20 protein-coding genes are annotated in these 23441 nt (G+C 67.9%); 8 read left to right on the forward strand and 12 right to left on the reverse strand.

Annotated elements, in window-relative coordinates; all coding sequences use genetic code 11:
• The first annotated feature begins 150 nt into the window (after nt 1–150).
• From VARPA_RS22350 to VARPA_RS31725, 5 genes are all read left to right on the forward strand, one after another.
• The gene (locus tag VARPA_RS22350) at nt 151–1386 is read left to right on the forward strand and encodes an acyl-CoA dehydrogenase family protein (protein ID WP_013542855.1); all 1236 of its coding nucleotides are present in this window, start codon (nt 151–153) and stop codon (nt 1384–1386) included.
• The gene (locus tag VARPA_RS22355; RefSeq protein ID WP_013542856.1) at nt 1383–2363 is read left to right on the forward strand and encodes an ABC transporter substrate-binding protein; all 981 of its coding nucleotides are present in this window, start codon (nt 1383–1385) and stop codon (nt 2361–2363) included. Before VARPA_RS22350 ends, VARPA_RS22355 begins: the two co-directional genes overlap by 4 nt.
• Nucleotides 2360–2959 carry a cysteine dioxygenase gene (locus VARPA_RS22360; protein ID WP_013542857.1) on the forward strand — a complete coding sequence of 200 codons (600 nt, stop codon included), beginning with the start codon at nt 2360–2362 and terminating at the stop codon, nt 2957–2959. Before VARPA_RS22355 ends, VARPA_RS22360 begins: the two co-directional genes overlap by 4 nt.
• The gene (locus tag VARPA_RS22365) at nt 2956–4578 is read left to right on the forward strand and encodes a rhodanese-related sulfurtransferase (RefSeq protein WP_013542858.1); all 1623 of its coding nucleotides are present in this window, start codon (nt 2956–2958) and stop codon (nt 4576–4578) included. Before VARPA_RS22360 ends, VARPA_RS22365 begins: the two co-directional genes overlap by 4 nt.
• 127 nt (nt 4579–4705) lie before the next feature.
• Nucleotides 4706–4930, forward strand: a complete 225-nt coding sequence (locus VARPA_RS31725) for a hypothetical protein (protein ID WP_013542859.1) — start codon at nt 4706–4708, stop codon at nt 4928–4930.
• A gap of 138 nt (nt 4931–5068) precedes the next feature.
• Here VARPA_RS31725 and VARPA_RS22370 read toward each other — a convergent pair whose 3' ends face one another.
• The 7 genes from VARPA_RS22370 to VARPA_RS22400 all read right to left on the reverse strand — a co-directional run bounded on the left by VARPA_RS22370 (nt 5069) and on the right by VARPA_RS22400 (nt 12780).
• Complete coding sequence (locus tag VARPA_RS22370) at nt 5069–6559, reverse strand: DEAD/DEAH box helicase (RefSeq protein ID WP_013542860.1); 1491 nt, start codon at nt 6557–6559, stop codon at nt 5069–5071.
• A 131-nt stretch (nt 6560–6690) separates the two neighbouring features.
• Entirely contained in the window at nt 6691–7578 is an 888-nt protein-coding gene (locus VARPA_RS22375; RefSeq protein WP_013542861.1) for a neutral zinc metallopeptidase, read from the reverse strand.
• A gap of 109 nt (nt 7579–7687) precedes the next feature.
• The gene (gene dcd, locus VARPA_RS22380) at nt 7688–8254 is read right to left on the reverse strand and encodes a dCTP deaminase (RefSeq protein WP_013542862.1); all 567 of its coding nucleotides are present in this window, start codon (nt 8252–8254) and stop codon (nt 7688–7690) included.
• 76 nt (nt 8255–8330) lie between these two features.
• Entirely contained in the window at nt 8331–9617 is a 1287-nt protein-coding gene (guaD, locus tag VARPA_RS22385) for a guanine deaminase (RefSeq protein ID WP_013542863.1), read from the reverse strand.
• Nucleotides 9618–9722: 105 nt separating this feature from the next.
• Nucleotides 9723–10823 (reverse strand): BMP family ABC transporter substrate-binding protein, encoded by a 1101-nt coding sequence (locus tag VARPA_RS22390; RefSeq protein WP_013542864.1) that lies wholly within the window; start codon nt 10821–10823, stop codon nt 9723–9725.
• An 89-nt stretch (nt 10824–10912) separates the two neighbouring features.
• Nucleotides 10913–11740 carry an SDR family NAD(P)-dependent oxidoreductase gene (locus tag VARPA_RS22395; RefSeq protein WP_013542865.1) on the reverse strand — a complete coding sequence of 276 codons (828 nt, stop codon included), beginning with the start codon at nt 11738–11740 and terminating at the stop codon, nt 10913–10915.
• Nucleotides 11741–11829: 89 nt separating this feature from the next.
• Nucleotides 11830–12780, reverse strand: a complete 951-nt coding sequence (locus VARPA_RS22400; RefSeq protein ID WP_013542866.1) for a GlxA family transcriptional regulator — start codon at nt 12778–12780, stop codon at nt 11830–11832.
• Nucleotides 12781–12943: 163 nt separating this feature from the next.
• Between VARPA_RS22400 and VARPA_RS22405 the strand changes: the two genes are divergently transcribed.
• On the forward strand, nt 12944–14194 hold the full coding sequence (locus VARPA_RS22405; protein WP_013542867.1) for an MFS transporter: 1251 nt from the start codon (nt 12944–12946) through the stop codon (nt 14192–14194).
• On the opposite strand, the gene VARPA_RS22410 is transcribed toward VARPA_RS22405, so the two are convergent.
• The 3 genes from VARPA_RS22410 to VARPA_RS22420 all read right to left on the reverse strand — a co-directional run bounded on the left by VARPA_RS22410 (nt 14184) and on the right by VARPA_RS22420 (nt 18696).
• Nucleotides 14184–16736, reverse strand: a complete 2553-nt coding sequence (locus VARPA_RS22410; RefSeq protein ID WP_013542868.1) for a penicillin acylase family protein — start codon at nt 16734–16736, stop codon at nt 14184–14186. The genes VARPA_RS22405 and VARPA_RS22410 overlap by 11 nt on opposite strands.
• A 102-nt stretch (nt 16737–16838) precedes the next feature.
• Entirely contained in the window at nt 16839–17654 is an 816-nt protein-coding gene (locus tag VARPA_RS22415; RefSeq protein WP_013542869.1) for a helix-turn-helix domain-containing protein, read from the reverse strand.
• 76 nt (nt 17655–17730) lie between these two features.
• On the reverse strand, nt 17731–18696 hold the full coding sequence (locus VARPA_RS22420; RefSeq protein WP_013542870.1) for a LysR substrate-binding domain-containing protein: 966 nt from the start codon (nt 18694–18696) through the stop codon (nt 17731–17733).
• A 97-nt stretch (nt 18697–18793) separates the two neighbouring features.
• Between VARPA_RS22420 and VARPA_RS22425 the strand changes: the two genes are divergently transcribed.
• Entirely contained in the window at nt 18794–20092 is a 1299-nt protein-coding gene (locus tag VARPA_RS22425) for an MFS transporter (protein ID WP_013542871.1), read from the forward strand.
• Here the strand turns inward: VARPA_RS22425 and VARPA_RS22430 are convergent.
• Complete coding sequence (locus VARPA_RS22430; protein WP_013542872.1) at nt 20053–21114, reverse strand: adenosine deaminase; 1062 nt, start codon at nt 21112–21114, stop codon at nt 20053–20055. The genes VARPA_RS22425 and VARPA_RS22430 overlap by 40 nt on opposite strands.
• Nucleotides 21115–21192: 78 nt before the next feature.
• Nucleotides 21193–22245: a GlxA family transcriptional regulator gene (locus VARPA_RS22435; protein WP_013542873.1), complete on the reverse strand. Its 1053-nt coding sequence runs from the start codon at nt 22243–22245 to the stop codon at nt 21193–21195.
• Nucleotides 22246–22288: 43 nt separating this feature from the next.
• Here VARPA_RS22435 and VARPA_RS22440 point away from each other — a divergent pair, with 43 nt between their 5' ends.
• On the forward strand, nt 22289–23425 hold the full coding sequence (locus VARPA_RS22440) for a DJ-1/PfpI family protein (RefSeq protein ID WP_013542874.1): 1137 nt from the start codon (nt 22289–22291) through the stop codon (nt 23423–23425).
• Nucleotides 23426–23441 lie beyond the last annotated feature (16 nt).

The raw sequence follows: 23441 nt of genomic DNA on the forward strand, positions 1-23441 counted from the left end.
GCGGTCTTTCTTCTTCCCTGCCCACGGGAGCCGCAGGAGAGAAACGAGACCGTACCGAGACGCCTCGCAAAAGCGAACGCAGAAAAACGAGTTTGCATATGCGCGATGCGTAGTTTTCAGGCGGCCGGCGGGTCGGTACCGTGCGGGACCATGAGTGCACTCCCCTTGCGCCGCCCGTCGGCCACGCCTGAAGAAGAAACCCCTTCCGCCACCGTCGATGCCGCGCTGCTGGCCCGGCTGTCGGCCCAGTTCGCTGCCACGGCGGCCGACTACGACCGCAGCGGCGCCTTTCCGCAGGAGAACTTCGAAGCACTGCAGGCGAACGGCCTTGTAGGCCTCGTTGCACCCGCGGCGCATGGCGGCGGGAGCGCCACGCTGGCGACAGCGCGTCGCGTGATCGCGGCCGTGGCGCGCGGCGAGCCGGCCACCGCGCTCATCCTCACGATGACCTACCTGCAGCACCACGCGCTCACACGCGGCGACAACCGCTGGCCGCCACAGTTGCGCGAACGCGTGGCGCGCGATGCGGTGGAGCGCGGCGCGCTCATCAACGCGCTGCGCGTGGAGCCGGCGCTCGGTTCGCCCTCGCGCGGCGGCCTGCCCTCGACCGTCGCACGGCGCAGCGGCAACGGCTGGGCCCTCGACGGCCACAAGCTCTACACCACCGGCATCGAGGGCCTCACATGGCTTGCCGTGTGGGCGCGCACCGACGAAGCGGTGCCGCGCACCGGCGTGTTCCTGGTGCCGCGCCACGCCCCCGGCGTGCGCGTAATCGCGAGCTGGGACCACCTGGGCCTGCGCGCCTCGGGCAGCCACGAAGTGATCTTCGAGAACGTGGCCATCGACATCGACCACGCCGTCGACCTGCGCGCACCAGCCGACTGGGCGCCCGACGCCGGGAGCCAGACCGACATCGACGCGCACGCCACCCAGCAGGCCTGGATGGTCGTGTTGCTCGGCAGCCTCTACGACGCGGTTGCGCAGGCCGCGCGCGACTGGCTGGTGGGCTTCTTGAACCAGCGCGCGCCCGGCAGCCTGGGCGCGCCGCTCGCGAGCCTGCCGCGCGTGCAGGAGCATGTCGGCGAGATCGAAGCGCTGCTGCGCACCAACCGCGTGCTGCTCGACGACGCGGCCTCGGCCGTCGACAACGGCCACGCGCAGCCAGCCACCGACAGCGGCTTGCTCAAGTACACGGTGACAGGCAACGCGGTGCGCGTGGTCGAGCTCGCATTGCAACTGAGCGGCAACCACGGCCTCACGCGGCAGAACCCGCTGGAGCGTCACTACCGCGATGTGCTGTGCAGCCGCATCCACACGCCGCAGAACGATGCGGTCCTGGTCGGCGCGGGCAAACGCGCGCTGCTCTCGACGGGAGTTGCCGCGTGACCGATCTGCTGTTTTCCAAAGCCTCGCGCCGCAGCTGGTTGAAGCAAAGCGCGGCGCTCTCACTGGCCGCGACCGGCTCGTTGCGTGGGTGGGCGCAGCCGCAGACCACGCTGATCCTCGGCGACCAGGCCGGTGGCCTGCGCTCGCTGTTCGAAGCGTCGAAGGCGCTCGAGGGCGCACCGTTCGCCTACCGCTGGGCCAACTTCCAGGGTGCCGCGCCGCTGTTCGAGGCGCAACGCAGCGCCGCGGTCGATACGGCAATGGCCGGCGATCTGCCGGTGCTCGCCGCGGCAGTCGGCAAGACGCCGCTCAAGATCGTCGCCACGCGCGTCGGCAAGGCCGATTCGTTGGGCATCGTGGTGCAACCCGGTTCACCGCTGCGCAGCGTGAGCGACCTGCGCGGCAAGACGGTGATCGTCTCGTCGGCGCGCGGCAGCATCTCGCAGTACCAGCTCTACGGCGCGCTCGAAGAGGCCGGCGTGCCGCGCAGCGAGGTCACGGTGAAGTTCGTACTGCCGACCGATGCGGCGGCCGCTTTCGCCTCCAAGCAGATCGACGCGTGGGCCATCTTCGATCCGTACTACGCGATCGCGCTGCAGCAGGGCGGCCGCATCCTGCGCGACGGGCGCGGCATCAACACGGCGCTGGGCTTCATCACCGCGAGCGAGCATTCGCTGGCCGATCCGGCCAAGCGCGCGGCCATCGTGCAGTTCCTAGACCGGCTGGGCCGCGCGGGCGACTGGGCGCTGGCCAATCCCGAGGCCTATGCGCAGGCCTACAGCCAGCTCACGCGCTTGCCGATCGAGTCGGCACGCATCATCACAGCGCGCGCCTCTGTGGCGGGAAGGCCGGTGAGCGAGGCGGACATCGTCGCACTGCAAGCCGTGGCCGACCGCTCGGCGCGGGACGGCATCCTGCCGGTGCGCGTGGACGTGCGCGCCATCACCGACACGCAGCTCTGGAAACGCCCCGCGTGATCGCGCCGCTGCGCGACTTCGTCGGCGCTTTCGGCCGGCTGCTCGACAGCGCGCCCGACGAGCCCCGCATCCTTCGTGAAGGCGGCGCGCTGCTGCGCACGCTGGTCGCGCGCGACGACTGGTTGCCCGATGCCTTCGCGCAGCCCGACCCGGCGCGCTACCAGCAGTTCCTGCTGCATGCCGACAGCACCGAGCGCTTCTCGGTCGTGAGCTTCGTCTGGGGTCCGGGGCAGGCCACGCCGGTTCACGACCACACGGTGTGGGGCCTCATCGGCATGCTGCGCGGCGCGGAGTACAGCCAGGGCTACGTGTTCGACGGCGAGGGCCGCGCGCAGCCGCAGGGCGAGGCGGTGCGGCTCGATGCCGGCGACGTGGAGGCCGTGTCGCCCACCGTCGGCGACCTGCACCGCGTGCACAACGCGCATGCCGACCGCGTGTCGATCAGCATCCACGTCTACGGCGCCAACATCGGCGCGGTACGGCGGCATACTTACCCGGCCGAGGGCGGGCGCAAGCCCTTCGTCTCTGGCTACTCCAACACGCTGCTTCCCAATCTCTGGGACCGCTCCGAAGAACTCAGATCGACCTTCGCATGACGACCGCTGCTTTCCCCCTCGTGTCCTTTTCCGCCGTGCGCGAGCGGCTCATTGCGCGCGAAGAGACGGCGCTGCTCGACCTGCGCGAGGAAGATCCGTTCGCGCAGGAGCATCCGCTGTGGGCCGCGAACCTGCCGCTCTCGAAGATCGAGATCGAGGCCTGGCGGCGCATTCCGCGCCTCGACACTTTCATCGTGCTGTATGGCGCGCACGACGGCGTCGATCTCGCGCCGCTTGCCGCGCAGACCTTCGCCGCGTTGGGCTACACGAACGTCCATCTGCTCGAAGGCGGCCTCGAAGGCTGGCGCGCGGCGGGCGGCGAGCTGTTCCGCGACGTGAACGTGCCGAGCAAGTCGTTCGGCGAACTGGTCGAGCATGAGCGGCACACGCCATCGCTTTCGGCACCCGAGGTGAAGGCGCTGGTGGAAGCCAAGGCCAACGTGGTGGTGCTCGATGCGCGCCGGTTCGACGAGTACCAGACGATGAGCATTCCCTCGGCCACCAGCGTGCCCGGCGCGGAGCTGGTACTGCGTGTGCGCGAACTGGCGCCCGATCCGGCTACGCAGGTGATCGTCAATTGCGCGGGGCGCACGCGCAGCATCATCGGCACACAGTCGCTGGTGAATGCGGGCATTCCGAATCCGGTGGCGGCGTTGCGTAACGGCACCATCGGCTGGAAGCTCGCGGGGCAGGTGCTGGATCACGGGGCGGATCGGCAGGCGCCGGCTGCGGTGTCCGATGCGCATCGTGCGCAGGCACAAGCCGATGCGCGCCGCGTGGCCGACAAGGCCGGCGTGCGCCGCATCCCGCTCGATGCATTGCAGACGCTGGAGGCGCCGGGGCGCACGGTCTATCGCTTCGACGTGCGCACGCCCGAAGAATATGCAACGGGCCATCTGCCCGGCTTTGCGAGCGCGCCCGGTGGGCAACTGGTGCAGGAGACCGATCATCAGGTGCCGGTGCGTGGTGCGCGCATCGTGCTGGCGGACGACGATGGCGTGCGCGCATCGATGAGCGCGTCGTGGCTCGCGCAGATGGGGTGGGAGGTCTATGTGCCTGACACGGCGCCTTCCGCTTCGGCGTTCACCGAGAAGGCGGCGCCCTCACCCGCCTATCCGCGCGTCGCCGCGACGGTCGGCGAGATCGCCCCCAGCGCACTGGCCGAGTTGCTGAAGCAGCCCGGCACCGCCGTGCTCGACGTGACCACCAGCGCGAATTACGTGAAGCGTCACATTCCGGGCGCCTGGTACGTGATTCGCGCGCAGCTCGCGGGTGCGATCGATGCGGTCATCCCCGCATCGCAGCGCTACGTACTGACCTGCGGCAGCAGCCTGCTCGCACGCTATGCCGCAGCCGACCTGCGCGCGCTGTTCGATGCGCGCGGGCAGCGCGATGTCGAAGTGCTGTTGCTCGCCGGTGGCAATGCGGCATGGTTCGCAGCCGGTCTCGAAATCGAGACCGGAGAGACGCGCCTGGCGACAGCACGCACCGATCGCTATCGCCGGCCCTATGAAGGCACCGATGCACCCGCGGAAGCCATGCAGGCTTACCTCGACTGGGAGTACGGCCTGGTCGCGCAGTTGGGGCGCGACGGCACGCATCATTTCAAGGTGATCTGAGAAAGCGTTTTGAAAGGATGACAACACGCCGGTGACACTGTGTCGCAGGCGTAAAGGCCGTCATCCGAGGGCTCTGCAAGGCGTTGGTTGTGCACACCCACAACAACTCGTCCCCAGGAGCTTCGCCATGAGATTTCCCGTTGTTCTTGCGCTGTCGGCCGCTGCGCTCTCAGCCGCCCTTACCGGTTGCGTCGTTGCACCGGCCCAACCCGTCTATTCGGCGCCTCCGGGCGTGGCCTATATGGCGCCGACGTATGTGTCGCCAGGGGTTGGTTTTGTGTGGGCGTACCACCCGCGCTATGGCTGGGGTTGGCACCATCCTCAGTACGGATGGCATCGCGGCTGGCGGTGAACAAGGCTCGCCCCCAGGCTGCGCGCACTTCGTGTCGCTTCTCCTACCCCCTACCGGGGGCAACACCAGAGGCCCGGCAAAGCCGGTTCCTCGGTGTTTCTGGAAGGGATGCCGCGGCTTTGCACGGCACGAGCCGGATCAGCTCGGCTCGGCCGACTTGAACAGCGCCGCGACCTTGCGCTTGCTCTTGATGTTGCTCGAGATGCCGCGTGCAGGCGCTGCCTTGGCGGCGGCTTCCCATGCCGGTGTGGCGTCGGCTGCGCCCGGCTCGTAGGGCTTGTCGAAGAACGGATCGCGCGGCGCCGAAGGCGCACGGTGCGGGCGTCCACCGCCACCGCCGCTGCTGCTGCGACGGGGAGCGTCGGCGCCGAAGCCGCTGCTGCTGCGTTCGCGCGGCTGGTCGAGCACGTCGCGTGCATCGCCTGCTTCGCCTTCTTCGCGCCAGTGGCGGCGTCCGTCGTTGATGCGGCCGCGCGGGCGGTCTTCTTCGAACTCGACGGGTTCGAGCTCGATCTTCTTCTTGATCAGCTTCTCGATGTCGGCCACCAAGCGCGCATCGTTGCCGCCGCTGGCGAAGCTCACGGCCAGGCCCGAGGCGCCGGCACGGCCGGTGCGGCCGATGCGGTGCACGTAGTCTTCGGCGTTGAACGGAATGTCGAAGTTGAAGACGGCGGGCACGTCCTTGATGTCGAGGCCACGGGCCGCGACGTCGGTGCACACCAGGAGGTCGACTTCACCGGCCTTGAACGAGGCGAGCGCCTTCAGGCGTTCGTCCTGGCTCTTGTCGCCGTGCAGTGCGGTGGTACGCAGACCGTCGCGCTCCAGCGAGCGTGCGAGGCGCGCGCAGCCGAGCTTGCTGTTGACGAACACGAAGGCCTGCGTGATGCCGCGCTGCTTGACGATCTGCTTGAGCGCACGGCGCTTGTCGTCGTCCGAGACGCTGTAGAAATGCTGTTCGACGGTGGAAGCCGTTTCGTTCGGCCGCGCCACTTCGATGGTGACCGGGTTCTGCAGATAGCTGCCGGCCAGGCGCTTGATTTCAGGCGAGAACGTGGCCGAGAACAGGAGCGTGGTGCGCTGCTTGGGCAGGTAGCTCAGGATGCGCTGCAGGTCGGGCAGGAAACCGATGTCGAGCATGCGGTCGGCTTCGTCGAGCACCACGTACTCGACCTGGTTGAGCACCGCGTTCTTGGCTTCGATGTGATCGAGCAGCCGGCCCGGCGTGGCGACCAGCACTTCGACGCCCTTCTTCAATTCCAGCGTCTGCGGCTTCATGTCGATGCCGCCGAACACCACCGTGCTGCGCAGGTTCGTGTACTTGGCGTACAGCTTGACCTGTTGCGCGACCTGGTCGGCCAGCTCGCGCGTGGGCAGCAGCACGAGCGCGCGCACCGGATGCCGTGCAGGCGACGTGGAGGCGTTTTCGTGCTTGAGCATGCGCTGGAGCAGAGGGAGCGAAAACGCTGCCGTCTTGCCGGTGCCGGTCTGCGCGGCGCCCATCACATCCTGGCCCGACAGCACGACCGGAATGGCCTGCTCCTGGATCGGTGTCATGGTCTCGTAGCCCATTTCGGCTACGGCGCGGGCCAGCGGTTCTGCCAGCGAAAGATTGGAGAAGGAGCTTGTCATTGAGCCCGCTATTGTCGCATTGCCGCAAAAAACGGCAGTGACGGCGCCGTGACAACGTCCGCGCCGCCGGCATTGCTATTTATTCAATAGCGCTCAAGTCAATGACCATAGGCCCCGCGAGCCCATGAAGTTCAAAGATTCCGCGCGTTGAAGGTGTCGCACGACTTCATGTCGCCGCTTTGATAACCCGCGCCGAACCACTTCTGCCGCTGCGCGCTGGAGCCGTGGGTGAAGCTGTCGGGCACCACCGCACGGCCTGCGGAACGCTGCAATGCGTCGTCGCCGATCTTCTGCGCGGCGTTCATGGCGGCCTCGATGTCGCCCGGGTCGAGCCACTTCTTCGACTCCTGCGAATGGTGCGCCCACACGCCCGCGAAGCAGTCGGCCTGCAGCTCGACGCGCACGCTCACCGCGTTGTTCTGCGACTGGCTCAGGCGCCCGCGCATGCCGTCGACCTTGGCGGTGATGCCCAGCTCGTCCTGCACGTGATGGCCGACCTCGTGTGCGATGACGTAGGCCTGCGCAAACTCGCCAGGCGCGCCGAGCTGGTTCTTGAGCGTGTCGTAGAAGCCCAGGTCGATGTAGACCTTCTTGTCGCCCGGGCAGTAGAACGGCCCCATCGCCGATTGCCCCGTGCCGCAGGCCGTGGGCGTGGCGCCGCGGAACAGCACGAGCCGGGGCGCCTGGTAGTTGCCGCCGTTCTTGCGAAAGATGTCGGTCCACACCACTTCGGTGTTCTTGAGCACGGTCGAGACGAAGGCCGCCTCGCGGTCGCCCGAAGGCGGCTTGGGTGCCGGGCCCTGCGGCGCCTGCTGCACCTGCTCGGTGCCACCGCCGCCGCTGAGCAGGCTCAGCACGGTGAGCGGGTTGATGCCGAAGACCCAGCCTGCGATCAGCGCGACCGCGATGGTGCCGATGCCGATGCTGCGGCCGCCGATGAAGCCGCCTCCACGACCACCGCCGCCCTCGCCGCGGCGATCTTCGACGTTGTCGGATTGTTCGTTGCCTTCCCATCTCATCGCAGTCTCCTTCCCGGCATTGCAGAAGTGTTGCCGGACCGTTGCAGGATGGTACTTGCCCCAAGGCGGCCCGGGGTAACCGGGCGTCAGTGCCGGGCCCGGTGGCGCGTCAGGTTTTCGGCAGAGTCACGCCGCGCTGGCCCTGGTACTTGCCGCCGCGGTCCTTGTAGCTGGTCTCGCAGACTTCGTCGCTCTCGAAGAACAGCACCTGCGCGCAGCCTTCGCCCGCGTAGATCTTGGCGGGCAGCGGCGTGGTGTTGCTGAATTCCAGCGTCACGTAGCCTTCCCACTCGGGCTCGAACGGCGTCACGTTGACGATGATCCCGCAGCGCGCATACGTGCTCTTGCCGAGGCAAATGGTCAGCACGTTGCGCGGGATGCGGAAGTACTCGACGGTGCGCGCCAGCGCGAAGCTGTTGGGCGGGATGATGCAGTAGTCGCCGTGCATGTCGACGAAGCTCTTCTCGTCGAAGTTCTTCGGGTCGACCACGGTGCTGTGGATGTTGGTGAAGACCTTGAATTCGGGCGCGCAACGGATGTCGTAGCCGTAGCTCGAGGTGCCGTAGCTGATGATCTTGTGGCCAGAGGCTTCGCGGACCTGACCGGGCTCGAAGGGCTCGATCATCCCAGTCTGCTCGGCCATGCGCCGGATCCATTTGTCGCTCTTGATGCTCATATGCGCTCGCTGCTGCTGCGGGGGAATCGGGGCCGAATTGTGGCATGGGCGCCCTGCGCGCCCTCCCCCGTGCAGGTCAGCCGGCCTGCGAGATCACCGTGCGCTCGACCAGCCGGTCGTCTCCCAGCACGATCATCGCGAAGAGCATTTCTTCCAGCGTGTTCGCCAGCTTCGTCTTGCGCGCCAGCAGCGGCGTGGCAGCGGGGTTGAGCACGAGGAAGTCGGCCTCGCAGCCCGGCTGCAGATTGCCGACCACGCCATCGAGCCCCAGCGAACGCGCCGCGCCGCCGGTGTGATGCCACCACAGCCGCGAGGGCGGGATGCTCAGGCCGGTCTTGGTCTGGCCTTCGCGGCCCACGTAATAGGCGGCCAGCATCGTATGGAAGGGGCTGAAGCTGGTGCCGCCGCCCACGTCGCTCGCAAGCCCGTAGGGCGCTTCGATGCGGTCGGCCGCGCCGAAGTCGAAGAAGCCGCTGCCCAGGAAGAGGTTGCTCGTCGGGCTCACGGCCGCGGCGGTTTTCGTCTCGCGCATCAGGCGGCGGTCTTCGTCATCAATGTAGATGCAATGCGCGTACACGGCGCGCTCGCGCATCAGGCCGAAGCCGGCGTACACGTCGAGGTAGGAGCGCGACTTCGGATAGAGCTCCCGCGCCCACTTCACTTCGTCCTTGTTCTCGGCCACGTGCGACTGGATCCAGGTGTCGCCGTACTTCGCGGCCAGCTCGCCCGCGCCGCGCATCTGCGCGTCGGTGCTGGTCGGCGCAAAGCGCGGCGTGATGGCGTAGCCCAGGCGGTCAACGTTGTGCCACTTGCGGATCAGCGACTCGGTATCGACCAGGCTCTGCTCGGTTTCATCGCGCACGCCGTCGGGCGAGTTGCGGTCCTGCAGCACCTTGCCGGTGATCATTCGGAGGCCTCGGCGCTGCGCGCTCTCGAAGAAGGCATCGACCGAGGCAACGTGCGAGGTCGCGAACGTGAGCGAGGTGGTCACGCCGTTGCGCAGCAGCTCGTCGAAGAACACATCGGCCACTTCGCGCGAATGCGCCGGGTCGACGAATTTGCTCTCTGCCGGGAAGGTGTAGTTCTCGAGCCAGGGCAAGAGGCCCGGCGACGGTGCACCGATGATGTCGGTCTGCGGAAAGTGGATGTGCATGTCCACGAAGCCCGGCGCGAGGATGCGGCCCGGCAGGTGCATCACCTCGGCATCGGGATGGCGCGCCGACACGGCGGCATGGCTGCCGGCATCGACGACGCGCTGGCGGCCGGCGCTGTCGGGAGCAACGACCAGCAGGCCGTCTTCATCGAAAAGGGGCAGGCCGGCGTTGTCGAATCGCAGGAGGGAGGCGCGGTAGGCTTTTTTCATCGTGGCTGCGGAGGGTAATCCAGCCCCGCGCAGTCGCAATTTCCATGCGCATATGAGTGCTATATGCGGAACGCATCCCCCGGGAAAACCCGGCGCGGCCGTTCTTCAGCGCGTCACACGCCCCTGCACGCCCTCGACCAGCCAGTTCATCTTGAGGATCTGCTCGTCGTTCAGTTGCGCGCCCTTGGCGATCACGACGCGACCCTCGTTGTCGCGCACATCGACGGCCACCGCACGAAACGGCTGCAGCTTGCCGGCCGCGATGTCCTGCTGCCGCGCCAGCACTTCCTGCTGCACGGCCTTGGGCACCTTGGTGCCGAAGTCGCCGACGCGGATCATTCCTTCCTTCACGCCGCCCCAGAGATTGCCGCTCTTCCAGGTGCCATCGAGCACCGCCTTCGCGCGCTGCGTGTAGTAGCCGCCCCACTGGTGCGTGACCGCGACGATCTGCGCATCGGGCGCGATCTTGCGCATGTCGGAGTGGTACGCGATGGCCATCTTGCCGCGCTCCTGCGCCGCGGCCATCACGGCTGTGGAGCCGGTGTGAAAGGCGACGACGTCGGCGTTCTGGTTGAAGAGCGCCATCGCCGCGTCGCGCTCCTTCGGCGGATCGAACCACTCGTTGAGCCACACCACGACGACCTTCGCATTCGGGTTCACTGAGCGCATGCCCAGCGCGAACGCGTTGATGCCCTGCAGCACCTCGGGAATCGGAAAACCCGCGACGTAGCCCGCGACATTCGTCTTGGTCATGCGCCCTGCCGCGATGCCCGCGAGATAGCGGCCCTCGTAGTAGCGCGCGTTGGCCGTCGCCACATTCGGCGTTTGCTTGTAGCCCGTGATCGACTCGAACTTCACATCCGGAAAATCGCGCGCCACCTTCAGCGTCGGCTCCATGTAGCCGAAGCTGGGCGTGAAGATGAGCTTGTTGCCCTGCTGTGCAAGATCGCGGATCACGCGTTCGGCATCGGCGCCTTCGGCCACGTTCTCGACGAAGGTGGTTTTCACCTTCGCGCCGAGCGCCGCATCGACGGCCTTGCGGCCCTCTTCATGCTGGCGCACCCAGCCGGCATCGGTGACCGGCGTGACGTAGACGAAGCCGATCTTCAGCGGCGCATTGGGCGCCGGCGTTTGCGAAAAAGCGGGAGATAAAAAACAGGCGGTCACCCACGCCAGAACGGCGCGGCCCGCGAGGTTTTTGTACATGGTGGTCCTCTACATGGCCCCGGAAAAGCAAAAACCCGCAGTCGGCCGGGACGCCCAACTGCGGGATGCGGATTTTAGTGCGGGCGTTTTCAGGCCGTAGCGGCTGCCTCCGCGCTCGCGCCTTTCACGCCATAACGAGCCGCAGGCACCGAGCTGGAAATCCGGCCCGACATGGCGCGCCGCGCCGCATCGAAAGCGTCCCACTCGTCCTGGCTCGGCAACGACGGGATCGTGACCTTCTCGCCCTGGTCGAGACCCGCGAGCGCGGCATCGACCATGTCTTCCGCGCTCATGACGATCGCGCTCGGCAGGTGCTGCACCGGCAGGCCTGCAATGCCCCAGAACTCGGTGGCGGTCGCGCCCGGCAGCACGGCCTGCACGCGCACGCCCTTGTCGCCCACCTCATGCTGCAGCGACTGGCTGAGCGCGAGCACGAAGGCCTTGCTGCCGCCGTACACGCCGTTGAGCGTTTCAGGCGAGACCGCCACGATGGACGCGATGTTCACGAGGGTGCCCGCACCCCGTGCCACGAAGCCCGGCACGGCCGCATAGGTGAGGCGCGTGAGCGCATTCACGTTGATCGCGATCATCTCTTCCATCTTCTCGATGTCCGAGGCGAGCAGCGGCGCGGTGGCGCCGACGCCGGCGTTGTTCACCAGCAGCGTGAGCTCGCGGTTCGTGCGGATGGCGGCTTCGACGCGCGCGATGTCTTTCTTGTCCGCGAGGTCGGCGGCAATCGTCTCGATCTTGCGGCCCGTCTCCGTCGTGAGCCTGGCGGCCAGCGCCTGCAGTCGATCGTTGTTCCGCGCGACCAGCACGAGATCGAAGCCGCGGCGGGCGAGCCGGTCGGCGTAGACGGCGCCAATACCTGAAGAAGCGCCGGTGATGAGGGCTGTGCCCTTGGGTGTTGCAGTCATTGGAGGTTCCTTTGGAAGCCGCGTCGTTGCGGCATGAAAGGAAGTTTCCTCCTTCAACGTGATGGCGTAAATGTCATATAAGCCTCTTTTTACGCCACATCCGCGATCTGCCTCGCGACGCGGCGAACGGCCTGTGGCGGCTGGCCCAGCGTGCGCAGGAACGCGCGGCGCATGCGCTCAGGGTCGCCGAAGCCCGTTTCATCGGCCACCACGTTGAGCGCCAGCCCGCCCGCGTCGATCAACGCCTTCGCCGCTTCCACGCGCAGGTGCTCGACGGCTTGCGCCGGCGACTGGCCCGTCTCCGATTTGAAGGCGCGGCTGAACTGGCGCGGGCTCAGGTGCGCCACCTCGGCAAGGTCTTCGACCGAGAGCGGATCGCGCAGGTTGGCCCGCGCATGCACCAGCGCCTGCTGGATGCGGTCGGACTTGGGCTCCAGTTCGAGCAGCGCCGAGTACTGCGACTGCCCGCCCGCCCTGCGGTGGTAGACGACAAGGTTCTTCGCGACCATGCGTGCGGCCTCCACGCCCAGGTCTTCCTCCACCAGCGCGAGCATCAGGTCGATGCCCGCGGTCATGCCGGCCGATGTCCAGAGCGAGCCGTCGTTGATGAAGATGCGGTCCGGCTGCACCTTGGCCAGTGGATGGCGCTTCTGCAGCTCCTGCGCGAAGGCCCAGTGCGTGGTCACGCGCCGGCCGTCCAGCAGCCCCGCATCCGCAAGACCGAATGCGCCGGTGCAGATGCTGGCAATGCGGCGCGCGTTGCGCTGGCCCGTGCGCAGCATCCTGCAAAGCCCTTCGGAGGTCGGCTCGATGGTGAGCGCGCCGGTCATCACCAGCGTGTCGAACTTCGATGCGGTCAACCGTTTCGTCTCGACGCCGATGCCCGACGAGCTGGGAATGACGCCGCCGGTTTCCGACAGCAGCTCGACCTTGTAGACCGGCTTGCCCGCGTGCTTGTTGGCCAGCTCGAAGGCGGCGACGGCGGCCAGATCGAGGATCTGGAAGCCCGGAAAAACGACGACTGCGATGCGCTTGTGCATGATGTCCTGAAAGGAGGTTTTTGATTTATTTCAGCCAAAAGGTACGCGACATCCCGCATGTCGTCAATTGACGCGCCATGCGCACCCATGCAACGCCACGATGGGTGCCGCCGCGAATCGGCAGGCACGGCTTCGCACATGCGGCGGGACAATGGTTCGCTCCATGACGAACCCGACAATTTCCGCCAGCAGCGTCGCTGCGCACGCGCATTGGCAGCGCAACCTCGCCGTCTGCATGTTCGGCTCCTTCACCACCATCGTGGCGATGACGCTGCTGCTGCCCTTCCTGCCGCTCTACGTCGAGCAACTGGGCGTGAAGGACCATGCTGCCATCGTGCAATGGTCCGGCGTGGCCTACGGCGCCACCTTCTTCAGCGCCGCGCTGGTGGCGCCGCTCTGGGGACGGCTGGCAGACCGGTATGGCCGCAAGCCGATGCTGATCCGCGCGAGCCTGGGCATGGCGGTGGCGATGGCGCTCATCGGCATGGCGGGCAACGTGTGGCAACTGGTCGGCCTGCGTCTGCTCGCGGGCCTGCTGGGCGGCTACGCCTCGGGCTCGATGGTGCTGGTCGCCACGCAGACGCCGAAGGACCGCACCGGCTGGGCGCTCGGCACGATGTCCTCGGCCATCATGGCCGGCAACCTCGTGGGTCCGCTGGTCGGTGGCGCGCTGCCGCCGCTCATCGGCATCCGCGCGACCTTCTTCGCGGCGGGCGCGATGATCTTCGTGGCCTTTCTCGCCACCGCCTTCATGATCTGCGAAGAGAAAAAGGCACCCTCGGCCTCGAAGCACGGCGACGCCCGCGACACCGGCTGGGCCGCCATTCCCGACAAGCGTCCGCTCATCGCGATGCTCTTCACCGGCATGCTGCTGATGCTGGCCAACATGTCGATCGAGCCGATCATCACCGTCTACGTCGCCACGCTGGTCGAGGACCCCAACCGCGTGACGATGATGGCCGGCTTCGTGATGTCCGCCGCCGCGCTCGGCAGCATCCTCTCGGCCTCGCGCCTGGGCAAGCTGGCCGACCGCGTCGGGCACTGGAACGTGATCGTCGGGTGCCTCGCGGTGTCGGCGCTGCTGCTGATTCCGCAGGCTTTCGTCACCTCGGGCTGGCAGCTGGTGGTGCTGCGCTTCCTGATGGGGCTCTCGCTCGGCGGGCTGCTGCCCTGCATCGCGAGCGTAATCCGCCACAACGTGCCCGAGCGCGTGGCCGGCAACATGCTCGGGTACTCGACCTCGGCGCAGTACACAGGGCAGGTCGCGGGGCCGCTGCTCGGTGGTTTCGTGGGCGGGCACATCGGCATGCGGGCCGTGTTCCTCGGCACCTGCGTGCTCATGGCCGCGGGCGCTGGGTGGAACTGGCTCGCGCAGCGCGCTGCATCCACTGTTGCGTCGTCGGCTACTCGCTGACGACCGCGCTGCGGTAGGCCGTGTCGGCCTTGATCTCGGCTTCGGAGAACGGCACCTTGAGCCACTTCCCGGCGCTGTAGGCGCGGGTGTAGTCGGCGTTGTGCGCCGATGCGGGATCGTCCGACAGCGAGAACGTCAGGAAGGTGTGCGCCTCCACGCCGCCTTCAGGGAACCGCACGATCTGCATGTAGCTGTTGCCGTTCGGGTTGCCGTCCATGGTGTAGCCGCCCTTGTCGAGACGGTTCTCCGAGCACGCGATGGTGAAGTAGCCCGGGCCGTGGCAGCCGCCGTACAGCGGAACCTTCTGACCGCCGCGCGTGGCGAACAGGTAGTCGCCGCGCTGCGCATCGAGCGCGAAGCCGCTGGCTTCCACCCGCGCGACGGCCGCGCCGAAGGCTTGCTGCAGCGCTGTCGCGGCGGCGGGCTTCAGGTCGCGCGGCGTGTGGATCGGATCGCTCGCGCTGAAGGCCACGTTGTAGAGCGTGGCCGACGGCAGCAACGCGGCACGGCTCCAGAACTCGTCCCAGATGTGCGCGCCGCGCGCGCCGGTCAAGCCGGTGTTGTTCCAGGCCTGGAGCGCCGCGCAGGCCGGGCCTGTGTCGACGTCGCGCCCGATGGCAGCGCCGCCTTGCGGATCGGTCGCCACGTTGATCGTCGGTGCCGCGCACACCAGGGCCAGCGCCTGGTCCTTGAACAGCTCGGCCGTCAGCACGCGGCTGTTGAGCACCATCTGCTTGACGGTGTCGGGCGTGGCCGCCTTGCCGGCGTAGTTGTCGGTGCCGTCGATCCGCCCTTGCGCGAGCAGGTTGCCCAGGCGCGTACGGAAACTCACGGCCTCCGTGCCCGCGGGGCCCATGATGTCCGGGTAGCCGGTCATCGGCGCTTTCGGATTCGCGAGCCAGTAGCTGTCGTTCGAGTTCTCGACGTAGTCGTCGCGCATCAGGCTGGGCATGCGCGACGCGCCGAGCGCGCCCTTCTGCGCGGAGTCGGCATCGGTCTGCCAGTCGCATTCGCTCCTGGAGCCATCGAAGACCGGCACGCGCGGCAGCGACGGGCCGAGCGCTGCGCCCAGCGGCGTAGTGCAGTTGGTCACCTGGGTGGGCGACACATTGGGAATCGCGCCGATGTCGGCATACCAGGCTTTGGCCGCGCCGCGTCCGACGGCCACGGTGTTGACCCATGGGATAGCAGACTCCTCGCGCTGGATGGCGATGAATTCGTCGAGCGACTTCGCCTGGTTCCAGCGCAGCCAGTTCTTGAAGGTGCGGTAGTTCTCTCCGTTGATGTCGCGGATCGCGAATGCGGTGGTCTGGCTCCAGCCCAGCGCCGCGTTCAGCGGGGCCAGGTTGATCATCGGCCCGTACTCCGACTTGTAGAGCGTGCGCGTCACCGGCGCCACGCTGCCGTCGGCCTGCTTCGCGTTGACGGTGATGTTCAGCGCCTGCATCTTCACGGCCTTGCCGTCGCGCATGTAGCTGGTCGGGTCGCCCGATGCGAGCTTCAGCTCGAAGAAACCGAAGCGACGCGCCGTCGACACCGTGTGGCTCCACGCGATGTTGTCGTTGAAGCCGATCAGGATCACCGGAATGCCGAGGAACGAGGTGCCGCTGATGTTGAGCTGCCCCGGAATCGTGAGCTGCGCCTGGTAGAAGCGGTCGGGCCCACGCCAGTACCAATGCGGGTTGCCGAAGAGCAGCGGGCTGCTGTCGCCGGTGGCGGCCGTGCCGAAGCCGATCATGTTGCTGCCCACGCCTTCGTGCCCGCCGACCTGGAGTTCGGGCACGCGCGTGCCGCCAGCCGCGAGTTGCAGCGTGCCCTTGTTGAACTTGCCGCGCGCGGCCGTCTTGGTGGGCGCCGCCGGCGAGGGTGCGATCGCGTTGGCGATGTTCGGCAGGAAGTTGCTGTAGCCGCCCGCGAGGTTGGCCGCGTACATGCGGCGGTAGATGTCCTCGGCCGTGATGGGCTTCACCCAGGCCTCGTTGCGGCAGGCCTCGTGCGCCGTGCCGCTGGCCTTTGCGTCGCGCACGTAGCGGTTGTAGCCCGCGGCAAAGCCCTCGACCAGTTGCTTCAGGTTGTCGGGCTGGGCCGCGATCATCTTCTGGAGCACATCGGCCGAGATCACGTGCTTGTGGAAGAAGTCGGAGTCGATGTTCTTCGGCCGCGCGATCGTGCTGGCGGCCACGAGTTGCGCATCGCCGCCGAGGTACTGCGAGCGCTCGCCGCGGTAGGTGAGGAACGAGTCGGCCATGGTGCACAGGTCGTCTTCGGCCTGCGCGAAACCGTAGCCATAGCCCACGCCGGGCCAGTTGTCGGCCTTGATGTGCGGCACGCCCATGGCGGTGCGGCGGATCTCGGCCTTGTAGCTGCCTTCGGCCGGTGGGTTGACGGGCGGATTGCCGGCTGTGGGCAGGAACGAGAACCCGTTGCCGCCACCACCACCGCCGCCGCAGGCGGTGAGCGCGGCTGCCGCGACCAATGCGAGCGGGACCAGCGGGACGAGCGAAAGCCGCGGCTTGGCGCCGCGCGAGGATGTCTGTCTCATTGATGTCTCCAGTTGATGCTCTCTTGGCGGAGCACCTTCCAGCTTAGGCAGGGAGACCGGCTGCGGCTTGAACGCAGCCGCTGTCATGCGGGCAACGCAGGTTCAATGAACGGTCGCGTCGCCCCACGCATGCGAGGCCTGCTCGTCCGCCGTCACATGCACCTTGCTTGCGAGAAACGACGGCGGCAAGCCGAAGTAGCGCTGAAAGGTGCGGCTCATGTGGGCCGCATCGGTGAAGCCGCTGACCAGCGCCACATCGGTGAGCGGCCGGTGGCTGGTGAACTGCTGCACCGTGCGCCGCACCTTGGTCCACAGCGCATAGCGCTTGACCGACACGCCCACCTGCTCCGCGAAAAGATGCGTGAGCCTGTCGGGCGAAAGGCAGGCCACGGCCGAGAGTTCCTTCAGCGAAATCTGCCCCGCGTGCGCGCGGATGGACTGCAGCACGCGCTCGATGCGCCGGTCGATCGGCGCCGCGAGCTCGGGGCATTCGGTGATCGCCTCGACCATCTTCGCGCTGAGCGATTGCAGCCCGCGGTCACTGAGCATGCCGCGCTGCGCGGGATCGAAGTCATCGCGCAGCTTGCCGAAGCAGCGCGCATCGATGGGCTGGATGCCGTGGCCGCCCATGCACCGCGCAAGCATGCGGTAGGCGGTGGAGGCCGGGTCGAGGTTGAGCGACAGCAGGCCGCAGCCATCCACGTCGAGCCGGCGCGAGACATGCGGCGCCACCAGCGCGGCTGTGCAGCGCACGCGCGTGCCATCGACCGCCTCGAGCGTGAACGGATGGCCGCTCACCGAGGCCAGCAGCGTGGCCGACGAGCGCGCCGTGAGGCCCGACTGGATCGCCGGCGTGATGTAGAGGAACCTGTCATCCCAAAGGTGCAGGAAGTTTTGCTGCTGCTGCTGCGTGGCCATGCCGTGTTGCTTTTGTGTTTTGTCTCCAGCGGCGGATTCTCATGGATCGGCGCGGCAGCGATACGAGGGATTGTGCTCAGTGCATTTGCACAGGGGCCACCTGCACGTGCTGGCGCACCGCCTCCAGCAGCAGCGTGGCGAGCCGGCCGACGGGCGCCTCGGCATTGGCCTGCGCGCGGTAGAGCGCCATCGACATCTGCGGCAGCGCCGGCAGGCCCACCGCGGTGCGGTCGATGGCGCGCACATGCGAAGGCAGCCCGAAGGGCGTGCGCACCGTGAGGCCGAGGCCCGCCGAACTCGCGGCCCACAAGGCCGCGAGGCTGGCGCTGGTGAACGCGTGGCGCCACGGCACGCCGGCGCGGTCGAGCGTCTGGGTGACGATGTCACGCAGCGGGCACGGCGCATCGAGCAGCACCAGCGGCAGCGGCTCCTTCGACTTGCGCGCGCCACGACCTCCACCCCCACCATCGCGGCGCTCGCGCTCCTTCCACCAGGCCGCATCGAGCACGTCGCCGGATGCGGGGCCGATCCATTGCAGCGGCAGGCGCGCCACGCGCTCGGCATGCAGCGACGGCGGTTGGTCGCCCGCGTCCCACGCCAGCGCGAGGTCGAGCTTTCCGAGTTCGAGGCGCTCGCGCAGCTCCGCGCTGCGCGCCACGCAGGCCTCGATGCGCACCTTGGGGTGCGCACGCGCAAAGCGCCCGAGCACCGCGGGCAGCAGCGTCTCGCCGAAGTCTTCCTGCAGGCCCAGGCGCACCCAGCCCTCGAGGTCGGCGCCGCGCATGGCGGCGCTCGCTTCTTCGTTGAGTTCGAGCATGCGGTGGGCGTAGGCCAGCAAGGTTTCGCCGGCGTCGGTGAGTTCCAGGCCACGGCCCGCCTTGCGGAACAACACGGTGCCGGCCTGCGCCTCCAGCTTCTTCAACTGCGCGCTCACCGCCGAGGTCGAGCGCCCCAGCCGGTCGGCCGCGCGGGCATAGCTGCCGAGTGCGATGCCGGTGGAAAAACTGCGCAGCACGTCGAGATCGAACATCACCTGGGACATGGATTCATCCTTTTTCAATCGTCCTGATTTTTGGGACGGTTCACTCATTATTTTCTGATTTTCAAAACCTTGGCAACGGCGGAAACTTCGCCGCACCATGACCCACTCGCCTCTTTCTCCCTCGTATTCGCCTCGCCACCGCTGGAAGGTACTGGCCGCTGGCGTAGCCGCCAACGCGGCGTTCTCCGTGGCCTTCAGCGGCATCCCGATGACGGCAGTGCTGATGCGCACCGGCTACCAGCTGGACAACGCGACGCTCGGCCTTGTGCTCGGCCTCATGGGTCTGGGCATCGCGGTGAGCGAATTGCCATGGGGCCTTTTGACCGACCGCTGGGGCGACCGGCCGGTGCTGCTCACCGGACTCGGCAGCACCGCGATCGCGCTCGTGGCAATGGCGCTCTGGGCCGCGCCGAGTGGGCAGCACATCCCCGGCCTCGGCTGGCTCGCCGCGGGCCTGCTGCTGGTCGGCCTGCTGGGCGGCAGCGTCAACGGCGCGAGCGGCCGCGCGGTGATGACATGGTTCGACGCGAGCGAACGCGGGCTCGCGATGAGCATCCGACAGACCGCCGTGCCACTGGGCGGTGGCATCGGCGCGCTCGTGCTGCCGTTCGTCGCGCTGCACTTCGGCTTCGCCGCGCTCTATGGCCTGCTCGCGCTGCTGTGTGCGCTCAGTGCGTTGATGAGCTGGGCTTGGGTGCAAGAACCGCCGATTGCGAAGGGTGCGCCGCGTGCCCCGACAGCAGCCGAAGCCCCGAAGACCGGCCCGCTGCGCGACGCCCGCGTCTGGCGCATCGTGCTGGGCATCGGCATCCTCTGCGCGCCGCAGTTCGCGGTGCTGTCTTTCGGCACGGTGTTCCTGCACGACTTCGGCCATGCGGGCCTCGCGACCATCACCGCGACCATGGTCTTCACACAGGTCGGGGCAATGGTGATGCGCGTATGGAGCGGCCGCTGGACCGACCGCCGCCGCAACCGCCCCGCCTACCTGCGCGCCTGCAGCGCACTCAGCGTGCTGCTCTTCGCCGCGCTCGCGGTGCTGGTGATGGCCGCGGGCACGCACACCGCCGATTCACTGGCGCTGCGCATCGCGCTGGTCGTGCTGCTGGGGGTGAGCGGCGTGTGCGTGTCGGCCTGGCACGGCGTGGCCTACACCGAGCTCGCCACGCTGGCCGGTGCGGCGCGCGCCGGCACTGCGCTGGGCATGGCGAACACCAGCGTGTTCCTGGTGTGCTTCGTCACGCCTTTCTCCATTCCGCATCTGCTCGCGCTGCAGGGCTGGCCGATGGTGTGGCTCACGGCCAGCGCTTGCGCGCTGGTGGCGATGCCGCTGCTGGTGCCGCGGCCCGCCGCTGCCGATCAGAACGTCGCGAAAACGGCGTTGAGCCGGTCCACGTAGGCGCGCTTGGCGGCGGTGTCGATGAAGCTGCCCTCGAAGCTGTTGGCCGCGAGTTGCCAGGCGTGCCGCACGCCGAGCCCGGTGGCTTCGAAGGTCTGCGTGAAATTCTGGTTCATGTAGCCGCCGAAGTAGGCGGGGTCGTCTGAGTTGACCGTGGCGACCAGCCCCGCATCGAGCAGCGCACCCAGGTTGTGCCGCGACAGGTCCGGGAACACGCAGAGCTTGAGGTTCGACAGCGGGCACACGGTGAGCGGAATGCGGTCTTGCGCGAGCCGCTTCATCAGCGCGGGGTCTTTGGCGCTCTGCACGCCGTGGTCGACGCGCTCGACCTTCAATACATCGAGCGCGCTCCACACATATTCGGGCGGGCCTTCTTCGCCCGCATGTGCGACGAGGCGCAGGCCCAGTTCGCGGCAGCGTGCGAACACGCGCGCGAACTTTTCGGGCGGATGGCCGACCTCGCTCGAATCGAGGCCCACGCCGATGAACTTGTCGCGGAACGGCAGCGCCTGCTCCAGCGTTTCGAAAGCCTCTTCTTCGCTCAGGTGGCGCAGAAAGCAGAGGATGAGCGATGCGCTCACGCCTAGCTTGGGCTGCGCATCGACGCACGCGCGGTGCAGGCCATCGACCACCGTTTCCATCGCCACGCCGCGCGCCGTGTGCGTCTGCGGGTCGAAGAACATCTCGGTGTGCACCACGTTGTCGGCCGCGGCACGCTCGAGGTAGGCCCAGGCCATGTCGCAGAAGTCCTGCTCCTTCAGCAGCACGCTCGCGCCGGCGTAGTAGATGTCCAGAAAGCTCTGCAGGTTGGTGAAGGCATAGGCCTTCCGCAGGTCTTCGACGCTGGCATACGGAATGGCCACGCCGTTGCGCTGCGCGAGCGCGAAGATCAGTTCAGGCTCGAGCGAGCCTTCGATGTGCATGTGCAGCTCGGCCTTGGGCATGGCGCGCAGCAGCTCGGGGAGTCGGTCAGCGGGAATGTTGTCGAAGCGCGGGTCGTAGACAGGGCGGAAATCGGTCATGGCGTGGGAATCTGCGTTGTGATCCCGCACAGCATAAGGGCAGGCACGCCCCGCGCCATCGCACGGAACGTATAGCCGTCAGTCGATGCCGCGGGGGGACGTGGATGCATGGCGCCGTTTGCCATCGCCGCCGTCGCGGTCGCCGCCATCGCGATAGCGCTGCGGCGTCACGCCATGCTGCCGCGCGAACGCACGCTGCAGTGCGTCGACCGACCCGAAACCGCTGCGCGCTGCAATGCGCTCCTGCGGCCACTCCGTCTGCCGCAGCAACTGCGCAGCCGCGGCCACGCGCGTCTGCTCGACGAAGCGCGCCGGCGTGCAGCCTGTTTCCGCCGCGAATGCGCGCGCGAAATTCCGCGGGCTCATCTGCACGCGCTCGGCCAGCACTTCGACCGACAGCACCTCCTGCGGATGCGTGCCGATCCACGCCACCAGCTCGCGCAGCCGATGGCTCGCCGCGCCTTGCGCCTGCAGCGCCTGGCTCAGCTGCGGCTGCTCCGCGCCGCGCAGCATCGGCAGCGCGAGCGTGCGGGCGATGTCCATCGACACGCCATGGCCGAGGTCGTCTTCGACCAGCGCCAGCGCCAATTCGATGCCGGTCGTGACGCCAGCCGATGTCCACACCGGGCCATCGCGCACATAGATGCGTTCGCGCTGCACGCGCGTCTGCGGCCGCAGCGCCTGCAGCTGGTCGCACCAGCGCCAGTGCGTGGTGGCCGCGCGGCCGTCGAGCAGGCCCGCCGCCGCGAGTGCGAAGGCGCCGCTGCACACGCTCGCGACGCGGCGGATGCCCGGTGCGGCGTCTTTCAGCCACGCGCCGATGCGGTGCTCGACGATCGCCTCGCGCACCGCGGGCTCGTCGCCGCCGGCCACGATCAGTGTGTCGATGGCGGCGGGCAACTGCTGCAGCGCCAGCGTGCCGCCGAACTGCAAGCCGCCGTTCGTCGACACCGTGCCGCCGCCGGGCGATGCGATGTGCAGGCGGTAGGTGCCGGGGCGCATCTCCTCGGCCTTGCTGAACACGCTGGCGGGGCCGGCGGCATCGAGCACCTCGACGCCGTCGAACACGACCAGCACCACGTTGCTGGCAGGAACCGCGGTGTCTTCGTCCTTGTGGGTCGGGGTCGGCATTCTTAATCTCTGGGCATCGTCTGGTTGACAGGAGAACAGAGCCATGTGGAGAGCGGTGTGGGCGCTGATCGGCGCCAGTATTGCAGCGTTTGCCCTCGCAGGATGCGGCGTGGGTGCGCCACTGCCGCCCGCGCCGGCCGACACCTCCGCGAGAGAGCGCGAGCAGCAGGCCTTCGTCGAAGCCCTGAAGCCGCGCCGCGCGGGCAGGCCGGTGATTGCCGTGCTCGCATTGAACGAAGGCACCGAGACAACCGACCTGCTGCTGCCGCACGCGGTGCTGAAGCGCGCCGACGTGGCCGATGTGCGGATCGTCGCGCCGAAGAGCGGCCGGGTGACCCTGTATCCCGCGCTGCAGGTCGATGCCGCACAGGACTTCGCGAGCTTCGATCGTGCGCACCCCTCGGGGCCGGACTACGTGATCGTGCCGGCGATGATCGTCGAAGACGATCCAGCGGTGACTGCATGGTTGAAGCAACAGGCCGCGCGGGGCGCGCGAGTGATCGGCGTCTGCTCCGGCGCGCTGGTGGTCGGCCATGCCGGGCTGCTAGATGGGCGGCGTTTCACAGGTCATTGGTACGACCGCAAGACGCTGCTGAAGCGGCACCCCGGTGCGACCCATGTGCCGCATCAACGGTACGTGATAGACCGCGATGTCGCGACAACCACCGGCATCACCGCCTCGGTGCCGACGATGCTGGCGCTGGTCGAGGCGATCGGCGGGCCGGAGAACGCTAAGTCGATCGCCAACGAACTGGGCGTGGCTTCGTGGAGCCCCGAACACGACAGTGCACCCTTCGGCCTGAACATGAAGCGCGGCAGCAGCTACCTTCTCAACAGGGCCGCGTTCTGGCGCGGCGAGCAGGGACAGATCGATGTGCAGAGCGGCACCGACGACATCGCGCTTGCGCTGGCGGCGGATGCGTGGACGCGCACGGGGCATTTGAAAGTCGATGCTGCGTCTGTGTCCGGGTCGGTCACGTTGCGCAGCGGGCTCGTGCTCGTTACGCAGTCAGCTCGCGAAAAATCGACCCGCCTGCTGCTGACTTCCTCGCTCAAGCCGGTGCAGCAACTGGACCGCACGCTGTGCGAGATTGCCGCGCGCCATGGCGAGGCACGGCGTGACTGGGTCATGCAGGAGATGGAGTACCCGGGGCCGGTTGTCGATGCGTGTGCGAGCTGAGTGCGTTCGCGTGGCC

The sequence above is a fragment of the Variovorax paradoxus EPS genome (assembly GCF_000184745.1).
Lineage (GTDB): Bacteria > Pseudomonadota > Gammaproteobacteria > Burkholderiales > Burkholderiaceae_C > Variovorax > Variovorax paradoxus_C.

Excerpts from the sequence above, each read along its gene's own strand:
- VARPA_RS22350 (WP_013542855.1), top strand. The coding sequence starts at position 151 with ATGAGTGCACTCCCCTTGCGCCGCCCGTCGGCCACGCCTGAAGAAGAA.
- VARPA_RS22365 (WP_013542858.1), top strand. The coding sequence starts at position 2,956 with ATGACGACCGCTGCTTTCCCCCTCGTGTCCTTTTCCGCCGTGCGCGAG.
- VARPA_RS31725 (WP_013542859.1), top strand. The coding sequence starts at position 4,706 with ATGAGATTTCCCGTTGTTCTTGCGCTGTCGGCCGCTGCGCTCTCAGCC.
- VARPA_RS22370 (WP_013542860.1), bottom strand. The coding sequence starts at position 6,559 with ATGACAAGCTCCTTCTCCAATCTTTCGCTGGCAGAACCGCTGGCCCGC.
- VARPA_RS22375 (WP_013542861.1), bottom strand. The coding sequence starts at position 7,578 with ATGAGATGGGAAGGCAACGAACAATCCGACAACGTCGAAGATCGCCGC.
- dcd (WP_013542862.1), bottom strand. The coding sequence starts at position 8,254 with ATGAGCATCAAGAGCGACAAATGGATCCGGCGCATGGCCGAGCAGACT.
- guaD (WP_013542863.1), bottom strand. The coding sequence starts at position 9,617 with ATGAAAAAAGCCTACCGCGCCTCCCTCCTGCGATTCGACAACGCCGGC.
- VARPA_RS22390 (WP_013542864.1), bottom strand. The coding sequence starts at position 10,823 with ATGTACAAAAACCTCGCGGGCCGCGCCGTTCTGGCGTGGGTGACCGCC.
- VARPA_RS22395 (WP_013542865.1), bottom strand. The coding sequence starts at position 11,740 with ATGACTGCAACACCCAAGGGCACAGCCCTCATCACCGGCGCTTCTTCA.
- VARPA_RS22400 (WP_013542866.1), bottom strand. The coding sequence starts at position 12,780 with ATGCACAAGCGCATCGCAGTCGTCGTTTTTCCGGGCTTCCAGATCCTC.
- VARPA_RS22405 (WP_013542867.1), top strand. The coding sequence starts at position 12,944 with ATGACGAACCCGACAATTTCCGCCAGCAGCGTCGCTGCGCACGCGCAT.
- VARPA_RS22410 (WP_013542868.1), bottom strand. The coding sequence starts at position 16,736 with ATGAGACAGACATCCTCGCGCGGCGCCAAGCCGCGGCTTTCGCTCGTC.
- VARPA_RS22415 (WP_013542869.1), bottom strand. The coding sequence starts at position 17,654 with ATGGCCACGCAGCAGCAGCAGCAAAACTTCCTGCACCTTTGGGATGAC.
- VARPA_RS22420 (WP_013542870.1), bottom strand. The coding sequence starts at position 18,696 with ATGTCCCAGGTGATGTTCGATCTCGACGTGCTGCGCAGTTTTTCCACC.
- VARPA_RS22425 (WP_013542871.1), top strand. The coding sequence starts at position 18,794 with ATGACCCACTCGCCTCTTTCTCCCTCGTATTCGCCTCGCCACCGCTGG.
- VARPA_RS22430 (WP_013542872.1), bottom strand. The coding sequence starts at position 21,114 with ATGACCGATTTCCGCCCTGTCTACGACCCGCGCTTCGACAACATTCCC.
- VARPA_RS22435 (WP_013542873.1), bottom strand. The coding sequence starts at position 22,245 with ATGCCGACCCCGACCCACAAGGACGAAGACACCGCGGTTCCTGCCAGC.
- VARPA_RS22440 (WP_013542874.1), top strand. The coding sequence starts at position 22,289 with ATGTGGAGAGCGGTGTGGGCGCTGATCGGCGCCAGTATTGCAGCGTTT.